Raw genomic sequence first — 15,649 nt, forward strand, 5'->3', positions numbered from 1 at the left:
ATCAAATATAAATTGGCAGCTTTCGAACATACCAACGGATTAAAGATCATTCAGCAATGGATGACCGATAAAGGTATTGCCCCTTTCAAATTTCAGCTGGAAACCTGGAAGAAATTTGGAACCGGATACAGCGGAATGGTCGTTGCTCCTACAGGTTTCGGAAAAACATTTTCTGTTTTTTTAGCCTTAATTTCAGATTTCCTGAATCATCCCGAACAATATAAAAAAGGATTAAAAATGCTCTGGATAACGCCGCTTCGGTCTCTATCCAAAGATATTGCAAAAGCGATGCAGGAAGCTATTGATGAAATCGGACTTGATTGGGCTGTGGGCGTGAGAAACGGAGATACTGATCCAAAAGTAAGACAACAGCAAGTCAAAAAAATGCCTGAAATTCTTGTTGTAACTCCTGAAAGCCTTCACCTGCTTCTGGCACAGAAAAATAATGAAACATTTTTCAAGGATATGAAATGTGTAGCAGTGGATGAATGGCATGAATTACTAGGTTCAAAGCGCGGAGTTATGGTAGAACTCGGGATTTCACAGCTTATAAAATATGTTCCGAAGGTCAAAATCTGGGGGATCACAGCTACCATTGGAAATCTGGATGAAGCCATGGAAGTGCTTATTCCGTATGATATTAAAAAGACAAAAATTACAGCTAAAGAGCACAAAAAGATAGATATTCTCCCTGTTTTTCCGGATGAAATTGAGATATTGCCCTGGGCAGGACATCTTGGGAACAAACTTGCAGATAAAGTGGTTCCTATTATTCTGGAATCAAAATCTACCATTGTATTTACGAATACCAGAAGTCAGAGCGAAATGTGGTATCAGCTTTTACTCGATGCTTATCCTGATTTTGCAGGTCAGATTGCTATCCATCACAGCTCTATTGATGCTCATTTAAGAATCTGGATTGAGGAAAATTTGAGTTCCGGAAAATTAAAAGCCGTGGTTTCTACATCATCTCTCGATCTTGGAATTGATTTTAAACCTGTAGATACGGTCATTCAAATTGGTTCAGCCAAAGGAGTTGCCCGTTTTCTTCAAAGAGCCGGACGTAGTGGCCACTCTCCTTTTGAAACCTCCAAAATCTATTGTGTTCCCACCCATTCTTTGGAACTGATTGAAGTTTCAGCTCTAAAAGAAGCCGTAAAACAGAAAGTCGTTGAACCCAGAGAGCCACAGGTTTTATGTTTCGATGTGCTGGTTCAGTTTCTGATGACACTGGCGGTTGGAGACGGATTTTATCCTGATGAGCTATATCAGAGAATTAAAAAAGTATATGCCTTTCAGGAAATGCTTGATGAAGAGTGGAAAAGTATCCTCGAATTCCTCACCATTGGCGGCAGTGTGTTGAAAAGCTATGAAGAGTTTCATAAAATCGTCATCATGGAAGATGGTCTTTATAAGGTAACTTCAAGAAAAATAGCTATGCTCCACCGAATGAATATGGGCGTGATTGTGAGTGATGCCATGCTGAAGGTAAAATTTATTTCCGGCGGCTATATCGGAATGATTGAAGAATATTTTATTTCAAAATTAAAAAAAGAAGAAAAATTTATTCTGGCCGGGCGTACACTGGAAGTTGTCATCATTAAAGATATGACGGTATACGTGAGGGCAGCTAAAGGAAGAGCCCTGGTTCCGAGCTATCTTGGCGGAAGACTTCCTTTGAGTTCCAATCTGGGGCATTTTCTGAGAGAAAAACTTTCTCATGCCTTAAATCCTAAAGCTTCGGAAAAAGAGCTTAAATTTTTACACCCGCTTTTAATTAACCAGGAAAAAAACTCCCATATTCCCAAAGAAGATGAATTTTTGGTGGAATTGATTAAAAACCGTGAAGGATATCACTTGTTTATGTATCCTTTTGAAGGACGTCTGGTCCATGAAGTAATGGCTGCTCTGATTGCCTATCGGATCTCAAAACTTGCTCCAATCTCCTTTTCTATGGCGATGAATGATTATGGATTTGAACTCTTCAGTGATAAAGAAATTCCTTTAAATGAAGACAATCTTCAACAGATTTTAAGCAGAGAGAATCTGATGAATGATGTGATCGCAAGTATCAATTCTGCGGAAATGGCAAGGAGAAAATTTCGTGATATTGCAGTGATTTCTGGAATGGTAATTCAAAATTATGCAGGGCAACAACGTTCTAACAAATCATTACAAAGTTCTGCCGGATTGATTTTTAAAGTATTGGAAGACCATGATCCTAATCACTTTTTAATAAAACAGGCGTATACAGAAGTTTTTAATATGCAGCTCCAGGAACAGCGGCTTGTAGAAGCTTTTAAAAGAATTGAAAAATCCGAAATTATTTTAAAACATTCCCGATCATTTACTCCGTTGAGTTTTCCAATTAAAGTGGACAGTTTACGACAAACGCTTTCAAGTGAAGGACTGGATGCGAGAATTAAAAGAATGCTGAAACTGTCTGATATAAGTGATCTTTGATAATCAATTAATGTATTATTTGTAAGAACAGATATGGCAATGAATATTTTTTTATGGCAAAGGCGCAAAAAATTGATAATAATAACGTTTTAAGGCGCAAAGATTTTATCTCCTAAAAAATTTAGTTCTTTTAATCTTGCTGAAAATCTCACATTGAGCGAAGTCAAAATGTTCTTGCCTTTTAAATAAAATTTGATAATATAAAATTTGCGCCTTTGCGAGATTCTAAAATTTATAAAATCAAATAAAAAACCTATCGTTTTAATCTTATTCATAGCCTAATATTATGAGTTAATATTCTTGATAATTTTAAATAATCATCGTAACTTAGAGTATACCTTCTTAGAAGTTTAAATAAAATTTAAAAATGGAAAAATTGTTCTTAGTCCGCCACGGACAGTCACTCTGGAATCTGGAAAACAGATTTACAGGGTGGAAAGATATTGATATAACAGAGGTTGGTATTGAAGAAGCAAAAAAAGCAGGTCTTGCTTTAAAAGGAGAAAGAATAGATATCGCATTCACTTCTGCATTGATCAGAGCACAGCATACCTTATCTATTATCCTTAATGAAATTGGAAATCCCAACATCCCGGTCATCAAAGACAAAGCATTAAACGAACGTTCTTACGGAAATCTGGAAGGACTCAACAAAGCAGAAACGGCTCTTAAGTATGGTGACGAACAGGTTCATACCTGGCGCAGATCATTTGATGTTGTTCCACCAGGTGGAGAAAGCCTTAAAGATACTTACAACAGAGTGATTCCTTATTTTGAAAGCCAGATAAGACCATTATTAAAACAGGGTGAAAATGTATTAATTGTGGCCCACGGAAATAGTCTTCGTGCCTTAATTATGTATCTGGAGCATCTTTCTCCTGAAGAAATTTTAGAAAGAGAAATTGCTACCGGCTTTCCACTGACTTATGTTTTTGATGAAAAATTTCATGTAAGCCGTAAAGTTGGATAAATATGAGCTAAATAGTTTAATTTTAGACATTCATTTTTCAATCCATCAAGTGTTGATAGCAACTAAAAATATTTCCATCCAAAACGAAACTTTCACTCTGACCAATCAGCGGGCAGTATTCTGGCAAAAAGAAAGGGCATTGATTCTTTCTGATCTGCACATCGGAAAAACAGCTCATTTTCGTAAAAATGGAATTGCACTGGCCAATCACATTATGAAAAGCGATCTGGAAAGATTATCAGCACTGATTGAATATTTTCAGCCTGAAAAATTTATTGTAGTTGGAGATTTGCTTCATGCCGGAGACAATTCTGATGTGGATGAATTCTGTACCTGGAAAAGCCAATATTCTGATCTACAGTTTTATCTTATTGAAGGAAACCACGATCGTATTTCAAAAGCTTTGGAGGAAAAATTATGCTTTAATCACAAAGCTGAATATTTTGAAGTGAATGGAATTACTTTTATTCATGATTTTGATGCCGCCAGATCCGGATTTCAGATTACGGGACATATTCACCCTGGAATTGTGCTGAATTCTGCAGTGAAAAATATCAGGCTGCCCTGCTTTGCGCTCAGCAGCAATCAGTTATTATTGCCAGCTTTCAGTAAATTTACAGGACTGGACACGAAAAACCTTCCTAAGAAAAGTACATTCTTTGTATTTACAGATGAGGAAATTTATGAAATCTGATCACTTAAGGTGTTAACTCCAGTGGATTTTCATATTTCTTATTTTCTTCTCTTTCTTTTTCTCTTTTTTTCAGCATTTCCTGTCCTTTTACAATAGTAGTTCCGTAACTTGCAAGTACACCAGCTACATTCGTTTCAGCATTCCTTTGTGCTTGTTTTAATTTTGCCTGTGTGGTTTCTGCAGCTCCGATGTATTTGCTTTTCTTCATATTGATTAGTTTATTCTTTAATTGAGAGTTTGACATAGACTTTACTAAATCAAAATCTCCTTTTTCATCTGTAATTTTTATGATCACTTCCATCCGGATTATATGTACTTGTTCCAGAATTAGTCATTACTGAATCTCCTTTAAGTGAGACCGCATTTGCAAAAAATGCACGATTATCACCTATTTGTAACAAAAATTGGTCTTTATATTTGTTATCTGTTCGTGTATCAAATTTAGCAGTTAATATATTAATTACTTCAACCCTTTCACGCCATTCTGTTGCTTGTTGTGGTGTCCAATCCTGAGTAGTTATAGCGGTTATACCACAAGAAGTTTCTGCAAACCAGGTTTTTGATTGTAACCCTCCTTCTACCGTTTTAAGTTCATTTCGGGATAATTTTTTTAAATTTTTCATTATTTTGTGTTTTTAAAATTAAAGTATAAATACACACCATAATTCACCTCATAAATGAATTATTATATGTTAAATTATTGATTTTCAATATATTTTATTCAAAATTATTTAAATGAAAAAGACATACTATAATCAAATAGTTGTAATTTAACACATCCTAAAATAATTAGAATTAAATAGATTTCTTTAACCTGAAAATATTTTAAAAACAAAATAAAAGGCAGATAAAAACCTGCCTTTATAAAACCACCATCTGCATTATCAATATTTTGATTTCCTCTTCATTAAAATGCCTCTAACATCCTGGTTTGTAGTTTTCGCTATGAAACATAGCTTAGAAATTATTATAAAAACAGTAATGAAATCCTAATTTTTATTGCTTAAACGGATACTGTAGACTGTAATCAATACGGTTACCAACAGGAATAAAGCACCTATCCATGGCGTACTTGCCAAACCTAAGGATGAGGTAACAATCATTCCTCCGACATAAGATCCGATCGCAATACCGATATTAAAAGCAGCAATATTGATCCCAGAAGCTACATCCTCAGTTCCCGGGAGCTCTTTTTCAGCAATCTGTACCACCAATAACTGAAGTCCGGGAACAGAAGCAAATGATAAAGCTCCTAAAAAGAAAAGTGTAATGATGCTTAAAACCGGACTGCTTACTGTAAAATAAAACGCAAGCAATACCAACCCCTGTGCTGCAAACATCCATAAAAGAGCTTTCAGCGGATTTTTATTCGCCACTTTCCCACCAATCAGGTTTCCTAAAGCAATGGCAATTCCATAAATCAAAAGGATAAAAGTGACCGTAGACTCCTGAAATCCTGTAATTTTCTGTAAAATAGGTGACAGGTAAGTAAATACTACAAACGTACCTCCATATCCCATCGCAGTCATTAAAAAAGCAAAAATCAGACGTCTGTTTCCTAATACTTTAAACTGACTCTTTAAAGATGCGGTTTTCCCATTTTTAAGGGCATTGGGAACTAATAGTAAACTGGCTACCAGCCCTATAATTCCAAGGATTGAAACTCCTATGAAAGTAGCTCTCCATCCGAAATGCTGTCCTATAAATGTTCCTAGTGGAACTCCTGTTACAATCGCAAGAGTAAGTCCGGCAAACATAATAGAAATGGCTGTGGCTCTCTTCTCTTCAGGGACCAGCGAAGCTGCAATGGTAGAACCTATGGAAAAATAAACTCCATGGGCCAATCCCGTAAGTATTCTTGCCAGAACTAATGTTATAAAGCTGGGAGCTATAGACGCCAGTCCGTTTCCAATAACAAATAGCATCATAATGGAAACCAAAAGCATTTTGCGTGGTACTTTTCCTGTTAATGCCGTTAATATCGGTGCTCCGATAGCTACTCCTATCGCATAAAGACTTACCAGCAGCCCTGCAGAAGGAATAGTAATTCCAAGGTCAGAAGCTACTGTGGGAAGAAGTCCTACAATAACAAATTCTGTAGTTCCAATTCCAAAGGCACTTATCGTTAATGCCCAGAGCGCTGCAGGAAGACCTTTTTTGACAGTCTTTGATGCAGTATTGATCTGTATTTCTTTTTGAAAGTTCATTGTCTTGTAATTTGTTGATATTGACAAGGCAAAGTTCCGACGAATATTTATATTATAAAAATTATTTAAATTGTATCAAAGTATCAGAATAATGATAGTTTTATTTTACATTTAAAATGTGTTCCTTTGTAAAATAATCATCAGTTTTAATGAAGAAATCAGAAGCAACCCGTCTTACTATTCTCCAGAAAGCGTTCGAATTGATCTATGTAAAAGGTTTTCAGACTACAAGCATTGATGAAATTATCGCAACGACTCAGGTGACGAAGGGTGCTTTTTATTATCATTTTAAAACCAAGGATGATATGGGACTCGCTATTATTACGGATCTGATGAAGCCCAATTTCAGGAAAATTTTTATAGACTCTCTTCAAAACAATCAGAATCCTTTAGACAGCATTTATGATATCATGTATCATCTCCTGATTGAAAACGATTTTTTAAAAGTTGAATATGGCTGCCCTACTTCTAATTTTGTACAGCAAATGGCACCATGGCATCACGCTTTTGCTCAGGCTTTACATGAACTTTCAAAAGAATGGGAACAGGCTCTTGCAGAAAGTATTGAAAAAGGGAAAGAAGCAGGATTAATCAGGAAAGAAGTCAATGCAAAAGAAGTGAGCGTTTTTGTTATTTCAGGCTATTGGGGAGTAAGAAATCTGGGCAAATTAGAAAACTCAAAAGAAGTATATCTTATTTATTTAAAAGGACTTAAGTCTTATTTCAATACCCTTCAATAATTTTTTTATCAAAAAACATACTAATTAGTATGTTTTTGTTTTACCTTTGCTGTGTTCAAAAAAATAAACAATGTATCAAACCCTTACTTTTTTACATTCCCTCACCCGATGGCTGGTCTTAATAAGCCTGATTTATGCAATTTACCGTTCTTTCAAAGGATATTATTCTGACAGAGAATTTACAGGAAGAGATAATGCGGTAAGACATTGGACCGCTACAATAGCCCACATCCAACTGGTTATTGGAATGGTATTTTATTTTAAAAGCCCGGTAATCCAATACTTCTGGAAAAATTTCAACCAAGCCAAAGAATCTTTTGAGCATCTGTTTTTCGGAATGATTCATATTTTGCTGATGATTACAGCCATTATTCTCATTACAATAGGCTCTGCTTTAGCCAAAAGAAGACCTTCGGATAAAGAAAAATTCAAGACTGTGGGGATCTGGTTTTCAATAGCACTGATTATTATTTTCATTGCTATTCCGTGGCCTTTTTCTCCTTTTGCAAACAGACCTTATTTCAGATAATTATGATAGATTTATTTAAAACAAAGATTGGGCGGCTGAGAATTCTGGCTATTTTGGAAGGAATTTCACTTTTGAGTTTGGTATTTATTGCCGTTCCTGTAAAATACTGGCTGGGAAACCCCTTGTTTGTAAGGCTTATCGGACCTGTTCACGGGACATTATTTCTGCTTTTCCTGTTCAATACACTGAGCGTAGGCATAGAACAGAACTGGAAGTTTAAAGAAATAACCTGGAAAGTAATTTTGGCCTGCTTTATTCCGTTTGGAACCTTTTATGTTGACAAAAAAATTCTGAGCAAGCTATGAAAAGTCTTTTTATATTCTGTGGAATAGCTCTTATTCTGTATGTAGTCTACAGAGTTTACCGATTCCAGACTTTAGATAACGGTTTACCGGAACTGCTCAAAAAAGGAGCTGTCATTTTGGATGTAAGAACTGAAAAGGAATATGAAACAGGGCATATAGAAGGTTCTGTGAACATTTCTTTAGGAACAATAAGAGAGCGTTATATAGAATTAGATCCGAAAAAAACATACATCACAGTGTGTTCTCACGGACTCAGAAGCGTAAAAGCCGAGAATCTCCTGAAAGAAAGAGGCTTTAAACATATCTATAACGGAGGTGCCTGGACCGACCTGCAGACCACTATCCATCCATAAAACAATGAATCTCTCCTGCTATTATTACAGAAGAGATTCAATTTTTTAAAGTGTTTTATCAGTAAGCCAAACTACTTTTTGCTCTGATGAATGATCTTGCCCAATGATATTCCTGTATAATTCAGGTCTTCTGGCTTTAATATAGCGAGATCCTCCTGCCTGAGTTAGTTTTTCAGGAGTAATGACAACTGACTCAAAACTGTTTTCCCACGAGTGGCATTCTGCAATCACATCTCCAAAGGGATCTATAATCATGGAACACCCGTTTTTAAGCTGGTCATCATCCATACCAATTGGGTTTGAAAAAACAATATATGCTCCGTTATCATAAGCTCTGGATGGAAGCCACTTCATCAGCCAGTCCCGACCTTTCATTCCATTAAATTCCAGACGTAAAGATGTAGGATCCACTACCCTGTTTTCCCAAAGTTGAGGATCTACAAAACCTGCTCCCGGCCTTGTAGAAGGCGTACACATCGTAACATGGGGCATGAAAATGATTTCTGCACCCAAAAGTCTTGTAGCTCTTACATTTTCAATAATATTGTTATCATAACAGATAAGAATTCCACATTTCCAGCCCATGATATCAAATACACAATATTCATTCCCTGATGTAAGGTGTGGATTAATAAAAGGATGCAGTTTTCTGTACTTTGCTTTTAATCCAGTTTTATCTACACAAACATAAGCCTTGAAGAGGTTATCATTTTTATCTTTTTCAAACAATCCGGCCAGTATGGTGATATTATGTTTTGTAGAAATCTCTTGTAGTCTTTTAATGCTCTCACCTTCCGGAATAAGTTCTGCAATATCAAGAAGCTGTTCTCTGGAAAGTTTTCGGGCAAAAGTATAGCCTGTAATGGAGCATTCATGGAAGGCAATTACATGAGAACCTTTGGATGCTGCCTCTCCAGCTAACTTTTCTATAACGGATAGGTTATAAACTTTGTCTCCACTTTTGTTTTCAAATTGTGCCGTCGAAATTTTAATATTCATACTTTTTTTAAGCAAAACTAGGCTGTGTCGCTTCTTAAAAATTGTATAAAACCGCCATACCGAGTTACAGCTCAATAAAATTAACCGCCATTTTATTTTCTGTATGTAAATATTGTTTAGGAGTAAGCCCGATATTATTTTTAAATTCCCTGATCAGATGAGACTGATCAGAATATCCCGCTTCGTAAGAAAGTGTGGTCATTTTTTTATCTTTAATTCCATTATTCATCAGGCTTAAAAAGTAATGAAGACGGATAATATTTCCATATTTTTTGGGAGACATTCCCATATGATATTCAAATTTTCGTTCTAAATGACGCTCAGAATATCCGGTGAAATGCTGCAAATCTTTGGAGGGTACAGAACCTTTACTTTGAAGAAGATATTGTTGTATAGCTGTTATTAAATGATAATCTGTACTCATTCTTTCGGATAAAAAATGGGTAAAAAAGATATTCAGATCATTGATTATGACTAAAGGATTCTCTTTATTAAACAATTTCTCCTGAAACACTTCCAGCGTATTTTTCAAAACATCTTCCACGGAAATAATCTGATTGCGAATTTCTTTGGCAGAAGTTTTCAAAAGAATATTCAAAAAATAAGGTTGGAATACAATGGCCATAAGAGAAAATCTGCCTTTTGAAAAGAAATCCCTGTAACCGTTTAATGTACCGTAGAAAAAGGAAAGGGGCATTCGATCCTCAGAAATACCGGAATACAGATTCATGTCTCCGGATAGTATCAATCCGGAACTTCCATCCGTAAAGAGCCTTAAACTTTTTATATCCTCTTTGGAATTTTCCAAAAATATATAATGTCTGATATAAGGAGCCAGATGTTTGGGAGGTGAAATCTGCATCCATCAAATTTACAGAAAACTTATTGACAGAAAAAGACAATATCCAAATTTAAGACATGCTAAATCACATATTAATTCTCTCGCAAATTCTGCCAATTACGCAAATCTTTCATCAATTATTTGTAGGAAGTAAGTGAATATTATCAAATTTTATCGGGGATAAAATCCTTGCGCCCTAAAAAACATCAATCTTATAAAATCTTTAGCGCCTTTGCGTTTTTCCAAAAAAAAAATATAATAAATCAAACCCAGGTACCACACTTTATTCCCTTTTGGTCAGGTATTTGAATAATTTAATACATACCAATCACTTAAAATAGTATAGTATGTCAACACAAAATCTTACCCACCTCGAAGCGATCAAAAAGATCAAAGAGCTGTCAGAAAAAGCAAGAATATGTATGTTTTGTACAGAACTGGAAACCACTCCCATCAATTCAAGGCCAATGACCCTTCAGGAAACAGACGACAGCGGAAATCTATGGTTTATCAGTAGCGGTACCAGCAACAAAAATTTTGAGATAAAAGAAGACCGAAGAGTACAACTGTTTTTCATGAACAACAGCGATTCCCAATATCTTTCAATTTACGGAAAAGCCTCTGTTTATAAAGATAAAGCAACGATAGAAGATAAATGGTCTCCTCTGGCTAAAGCATGGTTTGACGGAAAAGATGACCCTAATGTTACCATTATCCGTGTAGAACCTAAAGAAACCTATTATTGGGACACCAAAGCAGGAAAACTGGTTAGTCTTTTCAGTTTTGTAGCTTCTGCCATAACAGGGCATAAAACCAATAATGCTGACGGTATTGAAGGAAATGCAATCATTTAAAAAGTTCGGAATAAGCAATAAATTCTCTCGCAGATCTTGCAAATTAAGCAGATTTAAACCCAATTATCTGCGTAATCTGTGTGATCTGCGGGAGATAAAAAAACGGCTCAAGAATTTGAGCCGTTTATACAAGATTAATGATATTCTAACCTTTCACATCCTCCATAGACGCTCCAAAATTAATATGGAGTACATTCCCATTGGGTGTTACTAATGCTGGTACAGATTTTACACCTGCATTTTCCGCGTCTTCAATTTTGCTTTTATCATTACCCAAATGGATAATCTCAACATTTTCCAAACCTATAAGGTTAACGATATCATGTTCTGCGCTGATACATACAGGACATCCTGCATGATAAAAAATGGACTTTTTCATACGATTTACTAATTAATAAGGGTTTTAATAATATTTTTTAATTCTTCGGTTTCTTTTTCGTGTAAAGGTTTTAAAGGGCTTCTTAAGTTCCCGCCATCTTCGCCCAGAATATTAAGACCGGATTTCACGGCTCTTGGCAATCCTTTGTTCACAATAAATTTTAAAAGATCAAACTGTTGATAGAAAATCGTTTTTGCTTTCTCAAGATCACCTTCCTCCACAGCATTATAAAGACTGATATTCAGTTCAGGAATAAGATTGGGGGCTGCCGTACACCATCCTCTTGCTCCCGCAGAAAATGCAGCCAGAGCCAAAGGATTGGAACCATTATAGAACGCTACCTCTTCCCCCAGTTCTCTCCTTAGATAATGCATTCTCTGGATGTCTCCCGTACTTTCTTTGATCATTGTTACATTGGGAATTTCAAGCAGCCTTTTCAGCAAAGCCGGAGACATATCTACTCCACTTGTTGCCGGATTATTGTACGCCATAATCGGAATGGAAATCTTACGGGCTACGGCGTCATAATGCGCTACAATTTCATCATCGGTTAGCTTCCAGTAACTCATTGGAATAATCATTACCGCATCTGCCCCGGCTTTTTCTGCAAACTGAGCATGGTGAATGGTTTTCTCTGTCGTAAGGTTAGAAACCCCTACCAACGTAGGAATTCTGCCTTTTACCTGCTGTAAAGTAGCTTCAGTAACCTCTTCTTTTTCTTCGTCAGACAGATAAGGCATTACTCCTGTACTCCCTAATGGAGCAATACCATGGCTTCCGGAAGTGATCAGCCTTTCTACCAAATGTTTGAAAAGCGGAATATCTACTTTTTCATTTTTATCAAAAGGAGTTATGGGATAAGCTATAATCCCTTTGAATGGTACATTTTTCATGTTTTTTCTGTTTAAAAGTTTAAGATTATTTTTAAACCATTAAGAGAGAATAAGCTTTTAAGAATAGTAAGACTAGCTTCGCTTAAAAAATCATATCCGATATCAAATACAACAGAAAAACGGTTTCCCTTAATGGTTTAAAATATTCATATTAAAGATCTCTTCCTTCTTCCTCTCTTAAAGCAACTCCCAGGTTCTGCAACTGAGGGGCATTTTCACAGGCGATATATTTGGCAGGTTCGGTATCACTCCGATTCTGGTGCTTATGCCAGGCCCAGGAAGGAATATATACAGCATCACCAGCTTCCCAATGTACTCTTTCATCCTCTACTTCTGTCCAGCCTTTTCCTTCAATGACAAATAATACGGTTTCATACGTATGGCGGTGTCTGTTGGTTTGCTGTCCGGGAGTTAAGCCTCCAATCGTCATGCTCACATTCTTACTCGGTAGGTCTACAAAGAAAACGGGATGCTTTCTTTCTGTTGAAAACTGGTTGTGCTCTCCTGCATTTTCTACATTTTTATGGATCAAATGGCTTGGTTTTACATACTTTGGTCTTGCAAAAGTTTCGTGAAAATCTTTAGAACTGAATTGTTTCTTATCCATGATTTTAAAATTATTATGGTTTTGTGCTTTATTGCATGACAAAATTATTTTATATTTGGACTGTTTAAATGATTCAGTTTTTACATAAATAGATAGTCCAGATGTTACGCCCTTGGAAATTGGAATTAGAAATTGATAAAAAGCTTGATAAAGCTGTTTACCTACAGATTGCGGATACTATTATCGCTGATATTCGTACAGGAAGATTAAAAGCGGGTGATGCACTTCCCGGAAGCCGAAATCTTGCACAGACTTTGAAAATAAACAGGAATACGGTTGTAGAAGCCTATCAGGTGCTGATTAATGAAGAATGGGTAATTTCAAGAGAAAGAAAAGGTATTTTCGTATCAGAAAATCTCCCTGTCTTGCATGAAAAAAATGCAGATGCACTGCATGATTCTAAAAATCAGCAGGTCTTGCCTAACGGAATTTTAATTAATTTCGATGATGGCCATCCCGATAGTAAAATTGCCCCTGTAACAGAACTGGCAAGAGCTTATAGGCAGATTTTCAGTATTAAAGCCAAATGGCAGATGATGGGTTATGGAGATGAACATGGAGATATGGAATTCAGAAAAATGATCTCCCAGATGCTTAATCATCAGCGCGGAATGCATATTCATGAAAACGAAATTTCTATTACCCGAGGCAGTCAGATGGGCATGTTCCTTACTGCTCAGAGTCTTTTAAGTCCTGGTGACATCGTTATTGTAGAAGATCCCGGCTATCAGCCTGCATGGCAAGCGTTTCAGTATGCGGGAGCACAGCTTTTGTTCGTGCCTGTAGATCATGAAGGAATCAGTGTCGAGGCTGTTGAAAAACTTTTAAAACAGCATCGGAATATAAAAGCATTATATAGTACTCCTCACAGGCAATATCCTACTACCGTTACGCTGAGCCTTTCAAGAAGATTAAAACTGATTGAGTTGTCAAATCAGTACAATATGACCATCATTGAAGATGATTATGATAATGAGTTTCACTTCGGATATCGTCCTATTCTCCCGATTTCAAGTTTTCCCGAACTGCACAATTATGTGTATATCGGAACTTTAAGCAAGGTGGTAGCTCCCGCTTTGAGGATTGGTTATCTGGCCACTAAAAATCAGGAACTGCTGAAAAGAATTGGTGATCTGAGAAAGATTATTGATGTGCATGGAGATGTCATTATGGAACAGGCAGTTCTTCAGCTCATTAAAGAAGGTGCCATAAAAAAGCATATCAGAAAAGCAACCGTACATTATAAGAACAAAAGAGACTTTGTTTTTGAATTGCTGAAAAAAAATATGAAAGATATTGCTGATTTTACGCTCCCCGAAGGTGGTCTGGCTTTTTGGATTGTTCCTAAAGTACAATTGGATTGGGATGTGGTAACAGCTTTATTACTAGATAGAAATATTAAGATTATTCATCCTAAACAATACAGTCAAAATCAGGTGAACGGATTCAGATTAAGTTATGGGGCACTTTCTGAGGAACAACTGGAGCAAAGTATTCCTTTGATTGCTGAGATTTTTTCAAGATTTGTGACCCAAGATAAGGTTGAATTATAATGGGAAATAATTTATACCGGATGTTTTTATCCCTCGCAGATTTTACAGATTACACAGATTTGTATGCTTTGTGTAACCTGTCAGATCTGGAAGATTTTTATGTAAAAAAAATTATTAATTTGGATAAGGCAGAAATGATTAAATGAGTATGGAACACTACTCTACTTCAAAGACAGCCTGAATCTCTACGGAAGAACCTACAGGAATAGAAGAAGCCCCCAAAGTAGCTCTGGCATGTTTTCCTTTTTCCCCGAAGACTTCAACAGCAAGATCGGAAGCAACGTTCATCAGATCTGCATGTTTTGTATAATCATCTTTGGTATTGAAAATTCCGGTAAGCTGTACACATTGTTTTACTTTGCTCAAATCTCCTCCCACTGCTTCATTTAACACTGAAATTACGTTCAGCATCGTTACTTTTGTAGCATCTTTTACCTGTTGCTCATTTACTTCAACACCTAATTTCCCAGGATTAAAAATTTTACCGTCTTTTAAAGCAACCTGATTGATAAATACCAGATTTCCCGAACGGACAAACGGCTGATAATTTCCTGCCGGTTTCGGAACCTGTGGAAGTGTAATATTTTTTTGCTTCAGTATTTCACTGAAATTCTGGTGATTTTGAGTAACAGCTACTGTTTTCTTAGGATGTGTATCCTTTAACGCCAGTGCTATTTTTGCGAAATTTCTTCCCTGAAGTTCAGCAATATTTCGTTCTCCTTTCGTTGGTCTTTCCACATCTTTCAGAGAAGCCATGCTGGTAACTCCCAACACCGTATTTCCCTGTGGGATAGCTTTATTTAGCTCTTCTGTTCCACGAATTCCATTAGATACCAATACCATTCCGTGCACAGCAAGGCTGTTCCAGAAGGCCTGAAGAGCAAGCTCCTTTCCTGCTCCACTTCCCGCTGACATAAAGACAGTGGCAGGAACTCCTTCCAAAGCATGATTGGTCCATAACTGAACGGTTTTCGATAAAAATTCACTCATCCCCGTACTGATATTCCCGAAATAAACCGGTGAACCAAAAGCAATTCCATCATAAGAGGTAAGTTCATCTACTGTTGCTACAGGAAGATTTTTCAGGGTTGAATTGGATGAGGCTTTGACTAATTTGATATAAGGAACCGCATTGTTTTCGCTTTCAATTCCTTTGGCTATTTCTTTAGCCAGTTCGTAAGTTCCGCCATTATCGGAATGGATAAGAACCAATATTTTAGCTTTATTTTGTGCCATGATCTGAGTGTTATTAGATAATAAAA

18 protein-coding genes are annotated in these 15,649 nt (G+C 36.4%); 9 read left to right on the forward strand and 9 right to left on the reverse strand.

Features of this window, described 5'->3' with window-relative positions:
- The first annotated feature begins 12 nt into the window (after positions 1-12).
- From NK356_RS01450 to pdeM, 3 genes are all read left to right on the forward strand, one after another.
- Positions 13-2,463, forward strand: coding sequence for a ligase-associated DNA damage response DEXH box helicase (locus NK356_RS01450; protein ID WP_034698190.1), 2,451 nt, complete (start codon positions 13-15; stop codon positions 2,461-2,463).
- Between the two features lie 367 nt (positions 2,464-2,830).
- Positions 2,831-3,433 (forward strand): 2,3-diphosphoglycerate-dependent phosphoglycerate mutase, encoded by a 603-nt coding sequence (locus NK356_RS01455; RefSeq protein ID WP_253316029.1) that lies wholly within the window; start codon positions 2,831-2,833, stop codon positions 3,431-3,433.
- A 52-nt stretch (positions 3,434-3,485) separates the two neighbouring features.
- The gene (gene pdeM, locus NK356_RS01460) at positions 3,486-4,127 is read left to right on the forward strand and encodes a ligase-associated DNA damage response endonuclease PdeM (RefSeq protein WP_253316030.1); all 642 of its coding nucleotides are present in this window, start codon (positions 3,486-3,488) and stop codon (positions 4,125-4,127) included.
- Between the two features lie 4 nt (positions 4,128-4,131).
- On the opposite strand, the gene NK356_RS01465 is transcribed toward pdeM, so the two are convergent.
- The 3 genes from NK356_RS01465 to NK356_RS01475 form a co-directional block, all read right to left on the reverse strand.
- Entirely contained in the window at positions 4,132-4,335 is a 204-nt protein-coding gene (locus tag NK356_RS01465; RefSeq protein ID WP_253316031.1) for a hypothetical protein, read from the reverse strand.
- Positions 4,336-4,399: 64 nt separating this feature from the next.
- A complete protein-coding gene (locus tag NK356_RS01470; protein ID WP_253316032.1) occupies positions 4,400-4,750 on the reverse strand; it encodes a hypothetical protein in 351 nt (116 codons plus the stop codon).
- Between the two features lie 366 nt (positions 4,751-5,116).
- Entirely contained in the window at positions 5,117-6,334 is a 1,218-nt protein-coding gene (locus NK356_RS01475; RefSeq protein WP_253316033.1) for an MFS transporter, read from the reverse strand.
- 149 nt (positions 6,335-6,483) lie between these two features.
- On the opposite strand from NK356_RS01475, the gene NK356_RS01480 reads away from it, so the two are divergent.
- From NK356_RS01480 to NK356_RS01495, 4 genes are all read left to right on the forward strand, one after another.
- Positions 6,484-7,074 carry a TetR/AcrR family transcriptional regulator gene (locus tag NK356_RS01480; RefSeq protein ID WP_253316034.1) on the forward strand — a complete coding sequence of 197 codons (591 nt, stop codon included), beginning with the start codon at positions 6,484-6,486 and terminating at the stop codon, positions 7,072-7,074.
- 70 nt (positions 7,075-7,144) lie between these two features.
- Positions 7,145-7,603: a hypothetical protein gene (locus NK356_RS01485; protein ID WP_253316035.1), complete on the forward strand. Its 459-nt coding sequence runs from the start codon at positions 7,145-7,147 to the stop codon at positions 7,601-7,603.
- Positions 7,604-7,605: 2 nt separating this feature from the next.
- Positions 7,606-7,908 (forward strand): DUF3817 domain-containing protein, encoded by a 303-nt coding sequence (locus tag NK356_RS01490; RefSeq protein ID WP_034698207.1) that lies wholly within the window; start codon positions 7,606-7,608, stop codon positions 7,906-7,908.
- The gene (locus NK356_RS01495; protein ID WP_253316036.1) at positions 7,905-8,261 is read left to right on the forward strand and encodes a rhodanese-like domain-containing protein; all 357 of its coding nucleotides are present in this window, start codon (positions 7,905-7,907) and stop codon (positions 8,259-8,261) included. The genes NK356_RS01490 and NK356_RS01495 overlap by 4 nt, the downstream gene beginning before the upstream one ends.
- Before the next feature lie 45 nt (positions 8,262-8,306).
- Here the strand turns inward: NK356_RS01495 and NK356_RS01500 are convergent, their stop codons facing one another.
- On the reverse strand, positions 8,307-9,260 hold the full coding sequence (locus tag NK356_RS01500; protein WP_253316037.1) for a nitrilase family protein: 954 nt from the start codon (positions 9,258-9,260) through the stop codon (positions 8,307-8,309).
- 64 nt (positions 9,261-9,324) lie between these two features.
- A complete protein-coding gene (locus tag NK356_RS01505) occupies positions 9,325-10,122 on the reverse strand; it encodes an AraC family transcriptional regulator (RefSeq protein WP_034698212.1) in 798 nt (265 codons plus the stop codon).
- A gap of 326 nt (positions 10,123-10,448) precedes the next feature.
- Between NK356_RS01505 and NK356_RS01510 the strand changes: the two genes are divergently transcribed.
- Positions 10,449-10,955 carry a pyridoxamine 5'-phosphate oxidase family protein gene (locus NK356_RS01510; RefSeq protein ID WP_034698213.1) on the forward strand — a complete coding sequence of 169 codons (507 nt, stop codon included), beginning with the start codon at positions 10,449-10,451 and terminating at the stop codon, positions 10,953-10,955.
- 145 nt (positions 10,956-11,100) lie between these two features.
- Here the strand turns inward: NK356_RS01510 and NK356_RS01515 are convergent, their stop codons facing one another.
- From NK356_RS01515 to NK356_RS01525, 3 genes are all read right to left on the reverse strand, one after another.
- A complete protein-coding gene (locus NK356_RS01515) occupies positions 11,101-11,334 on the reverse strand; it encodes a hypothetical protein (protein ID WP_034698216.1) in 234 nt (77 codons plus the stop codon).
- Between the two features lie 8 nt (positions 11,335-11,342).
- Positions 11,343-12,227, reverse strand: coding sequence for a dihydrodipicolinate synthase family protein (locus NK356_RS01520; protein WP_034698219.1), 885 nt, complete (start codon positions 12,225-12,227; stop codon positions 11,343-11,345).
- Positions 12,228-12,378: 151 nt separating this feature from the next.
- Entirely contained in the window at positions 12,379-12,834 is a 456-nt protein-coding gene (locus NK356_RS01525) for a cupin domain-containing protein (protein ID WP_253316038.1), read from the reverse strand.
- A gap of 101 nt (positions 12,835-12,935) precedes the next feature.
- Between NK356_RS01525 and NK356_RS01530 the strand changes: the two genes are divergently transcribed.
- A complete protein-coding gene (locus tag NK356_RS01530; RefSeq protein ID WP_253316039.1) occupies positions 12,936-14,387 on the forward strand; it encodes a PLP-dependent aminotransferase family protein in 1,452 nt (483 codons plus the stop codon).
- A gap of 156 nt (positions 14,388-14,543) precedes the next feature.
- Here the strand turns inward: NK356_RS01530 and NK356_RS01535 are convergent, their stop codons facing one another.
- Positions 14,544-15,623 (reverse strand): Atu1372/SO_1960 family protein, encoded by a 1,080-nt coding sequence (locus NK356_RS01535; RefSeq protein ID WP_253316040.1) that lies wholly within the window; start codon positions 15,621-15,623, stop codon positions 14,544-14,546.
- Positions 15,624-15,649 lie beyond the last annotated feature (26 nt).

The sequence above is a fragment of the Chryseobacterium sp. S0630 genome, from assembly GCF_024158915.1.
Taxonomy (GTDB): Bacteria; Bacteroidota; Bacteroidia; order Flavobacteriales; family Weeksellaceae; genus Chryseobacterium.

Coding starts and splice junctions, on each gene's coding strand:
- NK356_RS01455 (WP_253316029.1), top strand. CDS start 2,831: ATGGAAAAATTGTTCTTAGTCCGCCACGGACAGTCACTCTGGAATCTG.
- NK356_RS01465 (WP_253316031.1), bottom strand. CDS start 4,335: ATGAAGAAAAGCAAATACATCGGAGCTGCAGAAACCACACAGGCAAAA.
- NK356_RS01470 (WP_253316032.1), bottom strand. CDS start 4,750: ATGAAAAATTTAAAAAAATTATCCCGAAATGAACTTAAAACGGTAGAA.
- NK356_RS01475 (WP_253316033.1), bottom strand. CDS start 6,334: ATGAACTTTCAAAAAGAAATACAGATCAATACTGCATCAAAGACTGTC.
- NK356_RS01480 (WP_253316034.1), top strand. CDS start 6,484: ATGAAGAAATCAGAAGCAACCCGTCTTACTATTCTCCAGAAAGCGTTC.
- NK356_RS01485 (WP_253316035.1), top strand. CDS start 7,145: ATGTATCAAACCCTTACTTTTTTACATTCCCTCACCCGATGGCTGGTC.
- NK356_RS01490 (WP_034698207.1), top strand. CDS start 7,606: ATGATAGATTTATTTAAAACAAAGATTGGGCGGCTGAGAATTCTGGCT.
- NK356_RS01495 (WP_253316036.1), top strand. CDS start 7,905: ATGAAAAGTCTTTTTATATTCTGTGGAATAGCTCTTATTCTGTATGTA.
- NK356_RS01500 (WP_253316037.1), bottom strand. CDS start 9,260: ATGAATATTAAAATTTCGACGGCACAATTTGAAAACAAAAGTGGAGAC.
- NK356_RS01505 (WP_034698212.1), bottom strand. CDS start 10,122: ATGCAGATTTCACCTCCCAAACATCTGGCTCCTTATATCAGACATTAT.
- NK356_RS01510 (WP_034698213.1), top strand. CDS start 10,449: ATGTCAACACAAAATCTTACCCACCTCGAAGCGATCAAAAAGATCAAA.
- NK356_RS01515 (WP_034698216.1), bottom strand. CDS start 11,334: ATGAAAAAGTCCATTTTTTATCATGCAGGATGTCCTGTATGTATCAGC.
- NK356_RS01520 (WP_034698219.1), bottom strand. CDS start 12,227: ATGAAAAATGTACCATTCAAAGGGATTATAGCTTATCCCATAACTCCT.
- NK356_RS01525 (WP_253316038.1), bottom strand. CDS start 12,834: ATGGATAAGAAACAATTCAGTTCTAAAGATTTTCACGAAACTTTTGCA.
- NK356_RS01530 (WP_253316039.1), top strand. CDS start 12,936: ATGTTACGCCCTTGGAAATTGGAATTAGAAATTGATAAAAAGCTTGAT.
- NK356_RS01535 (WP_253316040.1), bottom strand. CDS start 15,623: ATGGCACAAAATAAAGCTAAAATATTGGTTCTTATCCATTCCGATAAT.